This is a genomic window from Agromyces aureus, from assembly GCF_001660485.1.
Lineage (GTDB): Bacteria > Actinomycetota > Actinomycetes > Actinomycetales > Microbacteriaceae > Agromyces > Agromyces aureus.
This window is the reverse complement of sequence record NZ_CP013979.1, coordinates 2,486,705-2,500,206: the sequence shown is the minus strand read 5'-3', so window position 1 is coordinate 2,500,206 and position 13,502 is coordinate 2,486,705. Positions and strand designations below refer to the sequence as shown.

At 67.6% G+C, this 13,502-nt stretch carries 12 protein-coding genes; 8 read left to right on the top strand and 4 right to left on the bottom strand.

The features are described from left to right. Positions 1-16: 16 nt before the first annotated feature. Together ATC03_RS11115 and ATC03_RS11110 are read left to right on the top strand one after the other, a co-directional pair. Positions 17-820 (top strand): SDR family NAD(P)-dependent oxidoreductase, encoded by an 804-nt coding sequence (locus tag ATC03_RS11115; RefSeq protein ID WP_067876884.1) that lies wholly within the window; start codon positions 17-19, stop codon positions 818-820. Between the two features lie 233 nt (positions 821-1,053). After that, complete coding sequence (locus tag ATC03_RS11110; protein WP_067876882.1) at positions 1,054-2,556, top strand: MFS transporter; 1,503 nt, start codon at positions 1,054-1,056, stop codon at positions 2,554-2,556. Between the two features lie 52 nt (positions 2,557-2,608). Here the strand turns inward: ATC03_RS11110 and ATC03_RS11105 are convergent, their stop codons facing one another. Beyond that, on the bottom strand, positions 2,609-3,832 hold the full coding sequence (locus ATC03_RS11105) for a helix-turn-helix transcriptional regulator (protein WP_055858072.1): 1,224 nt from the start codon (positions 3,830-3,832) through the stop codon (positions 2,609-2,611). Positions 3,833-3,981: 149 nt separating this feature from the next. Between ATC03_RS11105 and ATC03_RS11100 the strand changes: the two genes are divergently transcribed. Genes ATC03_RS11100 through ATC03_RS20985 form a run of 5 tightly spaced genes read left to right on the top strand, consistent with a single transcriptional unit; the run spans position 3,982 to position 10,682 of the window. Continuing rightward, positions 3,982-6,231, top strand: coding sequence for a glycoside hydrolase family 2 protein (locus tag ATC03_RS11100; protein WP_084003443.1), 2,250 nt, complete (start codon positions 3,982-3,984; stop codon positions 6,229-6,231). Next, complete coding sequence (uxaC, locus tag ATC03_RS11095; protein ID WP_067876878.1) at positions 6,228-7,625, top strand: glucuronate isomerase; 1,398 nt, start codon at positions 6,228-6,230, stop codon at positions 7,623-7,625. The genes ATC03_RS11100 and uxaC overlap by 4 nt, the downstream gene beginning before the upstream one ends. Next, positions 7,622-9,037: a mannitol dehydrogenase family protein gene (locus tag ATC03_RS11090; protein WP_227820074.1), complete on the top strand. Its 1,416-nt coding sequence runs from the start codon at positions 7,622-7,624 to the stop codon at positions 9,035-9,037. Before uxaC ends, ATC03_RS11090 begins: the two co-directional genes overlap by 4 nt. A gap of 46 nt (positions 9,038-9,083) precedes the next feature. Next, positions 9,084-10,322 (top strand): D-mannonate dehydratase ManD, encoded by a 1,239-nt coding sequence (gene manD / locus ATC03_RS11085; RefSeq protein WP_067881945.1) that lies wholly within the window; start codon positions 9,084-9,086, stop codon positions 10,320-10,322. A gap of 3 nt (positions 10,323-10,325) precedes the next feature. Beyond that, positions 10,326-10,682 (top strand): nucleoside/nucleotide kinase family protein, encoded by a 357-nt coding sequence (locus ATC03_RS20985; RefSeq protein ID WP_227820073.1) that lies wholly within the window; start codon positions 10,326-10,328, stop codon positions 10,680-10,682. Positions 10,683-10,802: 120 nt separating this feature from the next. On the opposite strand, the gene ATC03_RS11080 is transcribed toward ATC03_RS20985, so the two are convergent. Genes ATC03_RS11080 through ATC03_RS11070 form a run of 3 tightly spaced genes read right to left on the bottom strand, consistent with a single transcriptional unit; the run spans position 10,803 to position 12,091 of the window. After that, on the bottom strand, positions 10,803-11,075 hold the full coding sequence (locus ATC03_RS11080) for a hypothetical protein (protein WP_152030928.1): 273 nt from the start codon (positions 11,073-11,075) through the stop codon (positions 10,803-10,805). Further along, positions 11,072-11,374 carry a hypothetical protein gene (locus ATC03_RS11075; RefSeq protein WP_067876872.1) on the bottom strand — a complete coding sequence of 101 codons (303 nt, stop codon included), beginning with the start codon at positions 11,372-11,374 and terminating at the stop codon, positions 11,072-11,074. The genes ATC03_RS11080 and ATC03_RS11075 overlap by 4 nt, the downstream gene beginning before the upstream one ends. A 33-nt stretch (positions 11,375-11,407) precedes the next feature. After that, positions 11,408-12,091, bottom strand: coding sequence for a TetR/AcrR family transcriptional regulator (locus ATC03_RS11070; protein WP_067876871.1), 684 nt, complete (start codon positions 12,089-12,091; stop codon positions 11,408-11,410). Between the two features lie 106 nt (positions 12,092-12,197). Between ATC03_RS11070 and ATC03_RS11065 the strand changes: the two genes are divergently transcribed. After that, on the top strand, positions 12,198-13,493 hold the full coding sequence (locus ATC03_RS11065; RefSeq protein ID WP_067876868.1) for an MFS transporter: 1,296 nt from the start codon (positions 12,198-12,200) through the stop codon (positions 13,491-13,493). The last annotated feature ends 9 nt before the right edge of the window (positions 13,494-13,502 follow it).

Sequence of the window (13,502 nt, the reverse complement as noted above, 5' to 3'; positions counted from 1 at the left end):
GAGACAGGAATCGAACATGCATATCGCACAGAAGGTCTTCGTCGTCACCGGCGCCGGCAACGGCATCGGACGCGAGACGACGCTCCGCCTCCTCACTGGTGGAGCATCGGTCGCCGGGGTCGACCTCAACGCCGACGGGCTCGCCGAGACCGCCCGGCTCGCCGGAGCAGGCAACCGGTTCTCCCAGCACGTCGCGAACATCACCGACCGCGAGGCGGTCGCCGGGCTTCCGGCGGCCGTCGAGGTGGCGCACGGTCAGGTCGACGGCATCGTGAACATCGCCGGCGTGATCCAGAAGTTCGTCAAGGTGGTCGACCTGCCGTTCTCCGAGATCGACAAGGTCATGAACGTGAACTTCGGCGGCGTCATGAACATGTGCAAGGCGTTCCTGCCGACGCTGCTCGCGCGCCCTGAGGCGGCGATCCTCAACGTTGCGAGCATGGGCTCTTATGCGCCGGTGCCCGGCCAGGCCGTCTACGGCGCCTCCAAGGCCGCGGTCAAGCTCCTGACCGAGGCGCTCTACGCGGAGCTCCTCGACACGAACGTGCAGGTGAGCGTCGTGTTCCCGGGCGCGATCGGCACCGATATCGCGGCGAACTCGGGAGTCAGCCTGGCGGGCGACGCATCGACCGAGACCGCCACGTACAAGACGACCAGCCCGGTCCAAGCGGGAAAGGTGATCGTCACGGCGATCGAGAAGGCTCGATTCCGAGCCACGATCGGCTCCGACGCGGCGGCGATGGACCGGCTGGCCCGCCTCAATCCGCGGTTCGCGACCACCCTCATCGCGAAGCAGATGGGCGAACTCCTCGAGGCGTGACGGCCGGAGTTCCCGGTGACGCGGGCCAGGGCGCAGTCGCATGCGCTCTGGCCCGCGTTCGTCATGTGGTGCTGTCTCCGCGCCTGCAGGTTGCGCCGGTTCTCTTCTATGTCCGCTCGGCGGCTTCTATCGGGCGGGCTGCTCGTCTTCCTACTCTTGCCTTCGGCTCATCAGGAGGCCGACGGAATGAGCCGTCGGCAGACCGAGCGGATTCTCGAAGGAGCGAACACGCAATGGCGCGTAACCCGAAGCAGACGGCCAGCGAGGCGGACGGCGTCACCTACCGTCGCGCCAAGACGTGGGAGATCGCCCTCTCCCAGATGAACAACGGCTCGGCGATGATCTTCTACGTCCTCGTCGGCCTCATGAGCTACCTGCAGAACGCCGGCTACGGCATCGCGGTCGTCGCGGCGGGGCTCATCCTCACGCTCACCCGCGTCTTCGACGGACTCATCGACCCGCTGCTCGGGCTGATCATCGAGAAGGTCAACTTCCGGTTTGGCAAGCTGCGCTTCTTCATGCTCGGTGGGTGGGCGATCCGATCCCTTGCGATCCTGCTGCTCTTCGTCTGGGCCCCCGACAGTGGGTTCGGCGCCGTGTTCTTCATCGCGATCTACGTCGTCTACATCATCGGGTCCTCGATGAACGACATCGCCGGGCAGATGACCGGACCGGTGCTCACCAACGACCCTCGGCAGCGGCCGTCCGTGCAGGTGTGGGCCACCGTCTACGCGTACTTCGTGCCCGCGATCTTCTCGATCCTCTCGACGGTGGTCTTCCTGCCGCGCCACGGCAACCAGTTCACGGTCGAGATGCTGAGCGAGACCGCGCTCACCTACGTGGCCTGCTCGCTGGTCTTCCAGGTCCTCGCCTGCGTCGGCGTCTCCCGCGTCGACAAGCCCGAGAACTTCACCCACGTCTCGGTAGACCGCTCCAAGGCCGACGTCTCGATGCGCGACATGTGGAACCTGCTGACCAAGAACGGGCCGTTCCAGCGCTACCTGATCAGCGGCGCGGCCGACAAGCTCGCCCAGGTGGTGAAGTCGCAGGCCGTCATCGGGACGCTCATGTGGGGCATCCTGCTCGGCAACATGCAGCTCGGATCGGTACTCGGCCTCATCGCGATCCTCCCGGGAATCGTGTTCGCGATCTTCGGTTCGCGCTACACCGGCAAGCACGGCTCCAGGGCCGCCACCATCACGTGGACCTGGCTCTGCCTGATCCTCGCCGTGATGCTGACCGTGTTCTGCCTGGTGGTCGACATGGGCTCCATTCTCGGCAACCTGGGGCTCACGATCGGGTTCTTCCTCGTCTACCTGCTGCTGAACGGCACCTCGATGGTGGTCACCGTCGCGCAGGGCGCCATGCGGGCCGACGTCATCGACTACGAGCTCGACCGCTCAGGAAAGTTCCTGCCGGCCACGGTCACGGCGACGTACAACATCGTCGACCAGGTCATCTCGTCGCTCGGGGCAGCGCTGGCTCTCGGCGCCGTCGCCCTGATCGGGTTCACGGCGGTGATGCCCCAGCCCACTGACAGCCCGTCGACGGCGATCCTGCTGATGAGCCTCGCGTTGTTCTTCGGCCTGCCGATCCTCGGATGGGCGATCTCGCTGATTGCCATGCGCGGCTACAAGCTCGACCGAAACGAGATGATCGAGGTGCAGAAGCGGGTCGCCGAGAAGAAGGAAGCGCTGCAGGCGGCGGACATCGAAACCGAGGGCGTGCTCGCCTGACGAGCGCCGATCTCGAAGGCCGCGGATCGCAGATCCGCGGCCTTCGAGCGCGTCAGGCCGTGTGCGCCTCGCGATAGGCGGTCGGCGTCATCCCGTGCGCCTCTCGAAATACCTTGACGAAGTAGTTCGCGTCGTCGTAGCCGACGAACAGCGCGATATCGCGCACGCTCTGCGTCGTCGTGGCGAGCAGTCGGGCCGCGCGCTCGGCCCGCTGCTGGGCTGTGTACGCGACGATGGTCATGCCGGTGGCCGACTTGAAGCGGCGCGCGAGCGTGGAGGCGGACACTCCGAGCCGGTCCGCGAGGTCGGTCGTCGAGACATGGCTGCTGAGATGGAGGTCGATCTCGTCGGCGACGCGACGCACCAGCGGCGGATACTCGCGCTGGTTGTGGCGTCGGACGTACCGGCAGAATTCCGTGACCATCTGCGCGGTGAACGAGGCGGAGCGTTTCGGGTCAGATGAATGGCCGATGCGGTGCAGCCGTTGCGCATACTCCTGTGAGATCGCGTCGACGGTCACCGGTGGCAGCCCGCCGCGCTGCGCCGCGACTCGGGCCATGATCCGCAAGATGGTCGTGCCGAGGAACGGCGTGTTCAGGTAGCTGATCGTCTGCGGCATCCGTCCCATGCGTTGTAAGGCGGAGAGTGCCTGTTCGGAAGAGCCCTCCTCGACCGCGTCCATGAACTCCCGTTCGAGTCGGTACCGCTCTTCGATCACGGTGAATGCGGCAGACTGCAGAGCCTCCCCGACCCCGGGGGCGATCGTCCCGCCTTCGGCCTCGACCTCGCGAAGGCTGCCGAGCGCGTCCTCGCCGCCACCTGCGCGAAGCAGGCTGGCAGCTCCGCGGTACACGTATTCGGCATCGACGATCGCGTACCTGGTGCGGTAGTGCTTGTAGATCGGGAGGTGGGCACTGGGAATGCCCAACCGACTCATGGCCTCTTCCGCGACACCCGGATGCATGGGCTCGTGCGTGTACGGGCCGATGACGAGCAGGCGGTCATCCCAGCGGACGAGTGCGATCGCCATCCCGAGCGGCTCACGGATCTCATGCACGACCTGCCGGTCCATGTCGCGCACGAACGCTCGGAGCACCGATGCAGTGAAGGCGGGTTGGATGCGCGGGTCGAGGCAGTGCGCCGACTCGAACGCGTCGAGCGCCGGTGCGATGTCGGTCGTGAGTTCGATCGGGCAGCTCAGGACCTCGGCCACCGCGGCCGCGATGGGCTCGAGGGCGTCCTGCGGATGCGCTTGCGGATGCGACGACGTCGTCATCGAGGTACCTCGGTTCGTGTGACCTGCAAGAGTGTGCCGAATCAGTTCTGATCGCGCGTGATCAGTTCTATCATCCTCCCGTCCGTGGTTCGTATCGTGGTTGAGCCCAGCCGGCGTGCGCCGGCGAACTCTCGTCGAAGGAGACTCCCATGCCGCAGCCCGCTGCCACCGACGCCCGCCGGGCCACGGCGATCCACGAGGGGTGGGCGTACTCGCCCGTCGAACTGCCCGCGGGGTCGAGTTGGGACGAGATCGCGGCCGCGGGGGAGCAGGTCGTGCTGCCGCACACCTGGAACGCGATCGACGGACAGGCCGGCGGCGAGTACCGTCGCGGTCGCTCGACGTATGCACGGGTGATCGAGGCCGATGAGTCCGATGTCGAGACCTGGGTCGAGTTCGCGGGCGTGAACTCGTCGGCCGAGGTGTACCTGGACGGACGCCTCCTCACCACTCACGATGGCGGCTACTCGACCTTCCGCGTGAACCTGACGGACGGGCTCGCGGACGGATCGGGAACGCTCGTCGTGATCGTGGACAATGCGAAGAACGAGCGGGTGTACCCGCAGCAGGCCGACTTCACCTTCTACGGCGGCATCTACCGCGAGGTGCGCCAGATCACCGTCGGGCGCGAACACTTCGACCTCGCCGACAACGGCGGCCCCGGCCTGATCGTCATCGCGCACCTCGACAGCGACCGCGCCGAGGTCGCGCTCAGTGCGGCGGTGGTCACGACCTCCGGCGGATCTGCGACCGGGGTGCGCTTCGCCATCGACGGCGAAGCGACCGTGACCGTGCCGCTCGTCGGCGGTGAGGCGAACGCGACGCTTTCGATCGAGCTCGTGCACCGTTGGCACGGCCTGCGCGACCCGCACCTCTACACGGCCCGAGCCGAACTCCTCGCCGGCGACGCGGTGCTCGACGAGGTCGAGCTGCGGTTCGGTTGCCGCGAGTTCGAGGTCGACCCGCATCGCGGCTTCCTGCTCAACGGCGAGGAGTACCCGCTTCGCGGAGTGTCGCGTCATCAGGACTTCGAGGGCGTCGGCAACGCGATCACGGAGGAGATCAAGCAGCAGGATCTCGCGCTGATTCGAGAGCTCGGTGCGACGACCGTGCGGCTCGCGCACTACCAGCACGACCAGCGCTTCTACGACCTCTGCGACGAGGCGGGTCTGGTCGTGTGGGCGGAGATCCCGCAGATCACCGTCTTCCTCCCTGGAGCGACCGACAACGCCCGCGACCAGCTCACCGAGCTGATCGTGCAGAACCGCCACCACGCGAGCATCATCTCGTGGGGCTTGTCGAACGAGATCACCCTCGCCGGATCGGGCGAAGACGTGCTCGCCGCCCACCGCGAGTTGAACGACCTCGCTCACGAGCTCGATCCGACCCGCCTGACCGCGATGGCGAACCTGTTCCTCCTCGAGACCGACCATCCGTTGGTCGGTCTGCCCGACGTCATGTCGTACAACCTCTACTTCGGTTGGTACGTCGGCGACGTCGCCGACAACGACACCTGGCTCGACGACTTCCACGCGACGTACCCCGAGATCGCGATCGGACTCGCAGAGTACGGGGCGGATGCGAACACGCAGTTCCAGTCGGCCGCCCCCGAGAAGGGCGACTACACCGAGGGGTACCAGGCGTCGTACCACGAGCACATGGTCGGCATGATCGAGGCGCGGCCGTGGCTGTGGGCCACGCACGTGTGGAACCTCGCGGACTTCGGGTCCGCCGGTCGTGACGAGGGCGGCGTTGCGGGCCGCAACCAGAAGGGGCTCGTCTCGTTCGACCGATCGTTGAAGAAGGACGCCTTCTACGTGTACAAGGCGGCGTGGTCGAGCGAGCCGTTCGTGCATGTCGCAGGTCGTCGTCGCGCCGATCGGGCGGAGGATGTCACCGAGGTGATCGTGTATTCGAACCAGGAGCGGGTCGTGCTGTCGGTCGACGGCGTCGAGGTCGGCGCGGTCGAGGGTCGTCGCACCTTCCGCTTCCGGGTCACCCTGACCGGCGAGCACGAGATCACCGCCAGCTCCGGCGATCTCGCCGACACCATCGTGCTCCGCCGGGTGGACGAGGTTCCTGCGGCGAGTGTGATGCCCACGACGTCCATCGCGAACTGGTTCGACGAGGCCGAGCTGCCGAGTCCGATCGGGTACTTCTCCGTTCGCGACTCGCTCGGCGACATCAAGCAGTCCGAGGACGGTGCCCGCGTGATCTCCAAGGTCCTCGAAGCCGTGTCGACGAGCCGTGGTGAGGTCGGTCAGGGCGTCGAGATCCCGCCGGCCATGCAGGCCATCGTCGACCGGATGAGCGTGGAGAAGCTCATCAAGCAGGCCGGTGGCGTGTCCATCGAGCACGTCGCCGCGTTGAACGCCCAGCTCAACCTCATCGCCAAATGACCTCGCCGTCGCGAAATCCCGCCAGGTTGCTGCCGGTCGACCCGACGACCCGTGCCGTCGCACTCGATCTGTACGAGCGCGTGGCGGGGAGCCCGATCATCTCGCCGCACGGGCATGTGCCGCCGTCGCTGCTGCTCGACGACGAGCCGTATGCGGATCCGGTGGCGTTGCTGGTCACGGGTGACCACTACGTGACCCGCCTCCTGCACGCCGCAGGGGTCGACCTCGCCGACCTGGTCGTGGACGAGGCTGCCGGGCGCGATGCTCGCACGGTGTGGCGCACGCTCGCGGCGCACTGGCACCGGTTCGCTGGTACGGCATCGGGGTACTGGATCGAGGAGGAGCTCGACGGGGTCTTCGGTATCACGACCCCGCTCGGGCCCGACACGGCAGATGCGATCTACGACGAGATCACCGCGGTGTTGGTGCGTCCGGAGTTCCGACCGCGCGCACTGTTCGAGCGATTCGGCATCGAATTCCTCGCGACCACCGACGACCCGCTCGACGACCTGTCCGAGCACGCCGCACTCGCGGCATCCGGCCTCCCCGGGCGGGTGGTTCCGACGTTCCGACCGGACCGGTATCTCGACCCCGATGCGGTCGGGTTCGCGGGCAACGTCGAGCGACTGCTCGCCGCGACCGGACAGCCCGGTGACTTCGCCGGGTACCTCGGCGGGCTCGAAGACCGGCGTGCGCACTTCATCCGGCACGGGGCGGTCTCGACGGACCACGGGGTCGAGGAGGTGTTCACGGTCGACCTCGACCCCGCAGAGGGTGAGCGGCTCTTCCAAGCTGTGGTCGCCGGTAGCGCAACTGCGGGGGAGAGGCGTGCGTTCCGCGGGCACATGCTCGTGCAGATGGCGCGCATGAGCGTCGCCGACGGACTCGTGATGACGATCCACCCGGGTGTGCTCCGCAACCACTCGAGCGCCACGCACGCCCGGTTCGGACCGGACACCGGTCACGACATCCCGGTTGCGACCGAGTTCACCCGCGGCATCCGACCGCTGCTGGAGCGGTACGGCCTGGAGCCTGACTTCCATCTCGTGCTGTTCGCGGTCGACGAGACCACCTCCTCCCGTGAGCTCGCGCCGCTCGCAGGGTTCTACCCGAGCGTGTACCTGGGTGCACCGTGGTGGTTCCTCGACGCGCCCGACGCGATCGCCCGACACCGCGCCGCCGTGACCGAGACCGCGGGCTTCTACCGCTCGAGCGGGTTCATCGACGACACGCGGGCATTCCTGTCGATCCCGGCACGTCACGACACGGCACGACGGGTCGACGCCGGGTTCCTCGCGCGTCTGGTCGTCGAGGGACGGGTGCGCATGGGTGCCGCGGAGCGCATCATGGACGACCTGGTCGACGCCATTCCCCGAGAGGTCTTCAAGCTGTGACCGCCACCACGACAGCTCTCGCCGACATGCGCCTGTCGCGTGCCGCGGCAGGGGTCCCGACCCCGCCGGAGCGCATCGTGCACTTGGGTCTCGGCGCGTTCCACCGCGCGCACCAGGCCTGGTATACGGCGCACGCGGCCGATGCCGACGAGTGGGGGATCGCCGCGTTCACCGGTCGCAGCCGCGACCTCGTCGACCGGCTCGGCCCGCAGGACGGCCTGTACACACTCGTCGAGCGCGCCGCGGACGGCGACCGGTTCGAGCTGATTCCCTCGATCGTGCGCGTCGAGGCCGGCGACGACGTGCCCGCGTTCGTCACGGCCGTCGCCGACCCTCAGGTCGCGATCCTCACGCTCACGATCACCGAGTCCGGCTACCGGCTCTCCGCCGACGGCACTCCGGACCTCGAGGACGAGGCCGTGGCATCCGACGTCGAACTGCTGCGGAACGCGTTCACGCGCGACGCCCCCGGCGACACGACGGACGCCGTCCGGCCCGCAACTGCGCTCGGCCGGGTACTGCTGGCCCTCGACGCCAGGCGTCGCACTGGCGCGGGGCCGATCGCGCTCGTGCCGTGCGACAACCTGCCCGACAACGGCGGGCTCCTGGGACGCGCGCTGGCCGACCTCACCGGCCGGACCTCGCCCGACCTCGCCGCATGGTTGGCGGCGTCGGTCTCGGTCGTCTCGACCTCGATCGACCGCATCACGCCGGCGATCGACGCCGATGCCGAGTCGCACGCCGTCCTCGAGGCCACCGGATGGCTCGACGCAGCGCCGGTCGTGACCGAACCGTTCTCCGACTGGGTGCTCGAGGGCGACTTCCCAGCCGGGCGCCCCGACTGGGAACCCGCGGGCGCCAGGTTCGTCGACGAGATCGCCCCGTGGGAGAACCGCAAGCTCTGGATGCTGAACGGCGCTCACACCGTTCTCGCGACATTCGGCCAGACCCGCGGCCACACCGTCGTCTCGGCCGCGATCGAGGACCCGGTCTGCCGCGACCTCGTCGAAGCCCTCTGGGACGACGACGCCCGGCAGCTGCCCGGGTTCGACCTCGCCGACTACCGGGCCGCGCTCCTCGAACGCTTCCGCAACCCGCGCATCGAGCACCGTCTCGCGCAGATCGCGCAGGACTCGACCACCAAGATGCGGTTGCGCATCGTGCCCGTCGCGCTCGGCCGACTCGCATCCGGGCACGAGGCGCCAGGTTGCGCCGCCGCGATCGCCGCGTGGATGCTCGGCGTGCGCGCCGGCTGGGCACCAGTGCCGGACGGCATCGACCAGCCCGCGATCGCCGACCTCGATGCATCCGCCCGGAACACACTGCTCGCCGCATTGGACGCACGCCTCGCGGATGACGCCGGCTTCGCCGCACACGTCGCCGACGCGGTCGCCGCGCTCGAGGCATCCTGACCCCGAAAACCCGCTCACCCACGATCCACGGAGCAGCACCATGAGCATGATCATCGACCAGGCTGAGGTCATCGTCACCAGCCCCGACCGCAACTTCGTCACCCTCAAGATCACGACGGCAGACGGGCTGACCGGCCTCGGCGACGCGACCCTGAACGGCCGCGAACTCGCCGTCGTCGCGTACCTGACCGAACACGTCGTGCCCCTGCTCATCGGAGCGGATGCCGCGAAGATCGAGGACACCTGGCAGTTCCTCTACCGTTCCGCGTACTGGCGGCGCGGGCCCGTCACGATGGCTGCGATCGCGGCCGTCGACATGGCGCTGTGGGACATCAAGGGCAAGGCCGCCGGGATGCCGGTGTACCAGTTGCTCGGCGGCGCATCACGGAACGGGCTGATGGCGTACGGGCACGCGTCCGGTAAGGAGCTCCCCGAACTGTTCGACTCCATCCGCTCCCATCAGGAGCAGGGTTATCGCGCGATCCGCGTGCAAACGGGTGTGCCGACGCTGAAGGCGATCTACGGCATCGCGGCGCAAGGCGCCGATGTCGGCGACGCATCCGTGCGATACGACCATGAGCCGGCACGCCGCGGGGCCAAGCCGGTCGAGGAGGACTGGGATACGCGCGCCTACCTGAACCACCTGCCCGGCGTGTTCGAAGCGGTCCGCAACGAGTTCGGTCCCGACATCCCGCTGCTGCATGACGGGCACCACCGCATGACGCCGATCCAGGCCGCCCGCCTCGGAAAAGACCTCGAGCCGTACGACCTGTTCTGGCTCGAGGACTGCACCCCGGCCGAGAACCAGGAGGCCCTTCGCCTCGTGCGCCAGCACACCACGACACCGCTCGCGATCGGCGAGATCTTCAACACGGTGTGGGACTTCAAGGACATCATCCGCGACCAGCTCATCGATTACGTGCGCGGCGCGGTCACCCACATGGGCGGCATCTCGCCGCTGAAGAAGACGCTCGACTATGCGGCGATGTACCAGATCAGGTCGGGCATGCACGGCCCGACCGACATCTCCCCGGTCGGCATGGCCGCCGCCATGCACCTCGGGCTGTCGATCCACAACTTCGGCATCCAGGAGTACATGCGCCACGGCGCGAAGACCGACCAAGTGTTCGAGCAGTCCTTCACCTGGACCGACGGGTACCTGCACCCCGGCGACAAGCCCGGCCTCGGCGTCGAGCTCAACGTGGACGAGGCCGGAAAGTACCCGTACGAGCAGGCCTACCTGCCGTACAACCGTCTCCTCGACGGCACCGTTCATGACTGGTGACCGATGACCGGCGCAACCTCGTCGGGCCCGCAGCCTGCCGTCGTCGTGATGGGAGTGGCGGGCTCGGGGAAATCGACGCTCGCCGCCGCCATCGCCGAGCGCCTCGGGGCGGTCGGGCTCGAAATGGCCGCTGATCAGGATGTATATCGGCCCGCGTTGCTCGTGAACGCCGCGTTTCCGTTTATTGGCGCAAATGGGGCTCTGCGCGTGGCGTGCTCGTGCGTTGTGGGTTCGTCTCGGAGTATCTCGGGTGAGTTGGACAAGGTAGGCGCAGCAGCCATCGGCAACCGATCGGTGACGGACGCCAGAAATGGGCATCGCGTGGCGAGGGCCGTTGATCGTATCGCCGTCCCATCGTAGGCGATGGTGCGGAGCGTGTTCAGGTACCGCCCGACGAGCACGGCCATGGGGAAGGGGCCGTGGAATGCGAGGTGCACCTCGGCCCGCCCTGATCGGCGGACAGACGCTTGATGTGCTGGGCTACGGCTTGGCTGAGTCGGCCCGCTTCCTGTGGATCGATCCGATTGGAACTCGTTCGGAGACGATATCCACGCTGGCGAACCCGTCCGAGGATTCACGCACGAGGCGCTCGAACGCGATGTGGTCTGGATCTGAAGTGAGCGTCACGAAGACCGCGACTTTCGTCGCTGTGGCGTTCGGCTGCGTGAGGGCGTTGGCGAGCTGCACGGCAAGCATGGCCGTGACCGCCATCGACCACGGTGGTCTCCGGTGGGCACTGCGTCCGCCGCTCATGGCGCATCCACCAGCCGTCGCAAGACACGGACCTCGGAATCGAGAGCAGACAGCGCCTGTGCCAGGGCGTCGGCGGCTGCGGTCAGCTCCAGATCGGTGACCGGGGCGGGCACGTCGAGGATGAAGAATGCCGCCCGGGTCTCATCAGCGAGCCCGGTGCGGCGGCCTTGCCGCCAGTTCCAACGCCGGCACGTGACCCCGGCATCGTCGCGCCATACGACCTCGCCGGCCTCGGGGTGCTCGATCACGGACTCGCCGTTGGATAGTGCGTCGAAGGCTTCCTCGCCGATTGCGCGCACAAGAGCCGCGGGGCCTTCGTACCGGTGGAAGTCCTAGCTCTCGAACGGTGGGTTCGAGTCGGAGCTGGTCACGCCCCGAGGGCGATCGACCCCTGAACCCACGTCGGTGCCGAGCGCCCACAGGTCGTGTGTGAGCGCAGATTGGATGAATGCCTCGAGCGGTGCTGCGATTCGTGCGCGCTCCGGCCTCAACAACCACTGGAGTTGCAGGCCGTCCTGCAGCGCGACGAGGTCGGTGGCGAATCGATCCGGGGCGATCTCCGGCCGGAGGGAGCCCGACGCCTTGGCGCTCTGCAATGCGTCGGTCGTTCCCTCGAGGATCCGGGTGTAATGCTCCACGAAGTACCTGTGGGCGGGATGGTCCTGGGCTGTCGCTTCCGCACTGAGCGCGACGTAGAGTCGCACGAGACCGGGACGCCCCTCGTTGCGCTGCGCCAGGCGCACCATCCCTCGAAGGACGCCGATTCCGCCCTCACGGCGCGAGCCGCTGGCGAGGAAGACCTCGCGGTCCGATGCCTCGCGCTGGTCGAGCACCGCCATCAGCAACTCTTCCTTCGAGTCGAAGTGATGGAGCAGGCCGGCACGCGAGATGCCGACATCCGCCGCGATCTCGACGATCGACGCTCCCTCGAAACCGGCTCGTGCGAACACCTTGGTCGCCGCCTCGACGATCGCGTCCCGCCGCCGCAGCCCCTTCGCGTAGTTGCCTGTCGACAAACGTCCTCCAATACCGACATCGATGTAGGTTTTTCATGCTACATTGCCTTTTGTCGTCGTCTCCTACAAATAGGATGACGAGTCATCATGACGAAGGAGTCACGCAATGTCACAAACCACGGCGGCCCCCGCGCCGTTCGCCGTCGATCGGCCCGGCAAGGAACCTCGCGGCTATACGCCCACTTTCGCGCTCGCGGCCTTCGGCCTGTACTTCGCGATCCTCACCCCGATCCTCGGCGGACTGTCGGTCAAGCTGCAGGGACTCGTCAGCCTCGACCAGGTGCCGGTGCAGCTCGGCATCGTGACCGCCGTCGGCTCGCTGTTCGCGCTCGTGTCCCAGCCGATCGCCGGCCGCCTGTCGGACGCGACGATGTCACGGTTCGGCATGCGCCGCCCGTGGATCATCACCGGCGTCGTCGGGACCTTCCTCTCCTTCCTGGTCGTCGGCATCGCCCCGAACATGTGGGTGCTGCTCATCGGCTGGTGCGGCGCGCAGTTGTTCAGCAACTTCGCACAGGCCGCAGAGTCGGCCACCCTGGCAGATCAGGTGCCCGAGCACCGCCGCGGCTTCGTGTCTGGCCTCGTCGGCGCGGCCACCCCCGTCGCGATCCTCGCCGGCGCCATCTCGCTGAACGCGTTCCCCAACGACTTCCTCCGCGCGGTCATCCCCGCGACGGTCGGCCTCGTGCTCGGCCTCGTCTTCGCCTTCGTGCTGAAGGACAAGGTCCGCACCGAGCGTCGCGAGGAGCGGATGTCGGTCCTGAACCTGCTCAAGACGTTCTGGTTCAACCCGAAGAAGCACCCCGACCTCGGCTGGGCCTGGCTCACCAAGGCCATGATCATGTTCGGCTACGGCAGTGTCGCGGCCTACCTGACGCTGTTCCTCGCCACCTCATACGGCATGTCGATCACCGAACAGCTGTCGTTCAACCTGACGGCCACGATGGTGTCGACCGTCTTCCTCATCGTCGTCAGCATCATCGGCGGCAAGCTCTCCGACAAGATGGGCCGCCGCCGTGTCTTCGTCGCGCTCGGCGGAATCCTGCTCGCGGTGGGCATCATCCTGCTCGGATTCTCGCACGCGTTCGGCGACAGCGCCGGCCTCGTGGCCATCCTCGTCGCCGAGGCATTCATCGGCATCGGCGGCGGCCTCTTCTTCGCGGTCGACCAGGCGCTGTGCATCGACGTGCTCCCCGACCCCGAGAACACCGCGAAGGACCTCGGCGTGCTCAACATCGCGAACACCCTGCCCGCGATGGTCGTCCCCCTCATCGCCGGTATCTTGATCATCCCGATCGGACAGAGCCTGTTCGGCGCCGGCTACCTGCTGTGGTTCGTCTTCGCCGGCCTCGTCGCGGGAGTCGGAGGCGCCCTCGTCTTCCGGATCCGCGGCGTGCGCTGACCTGACATC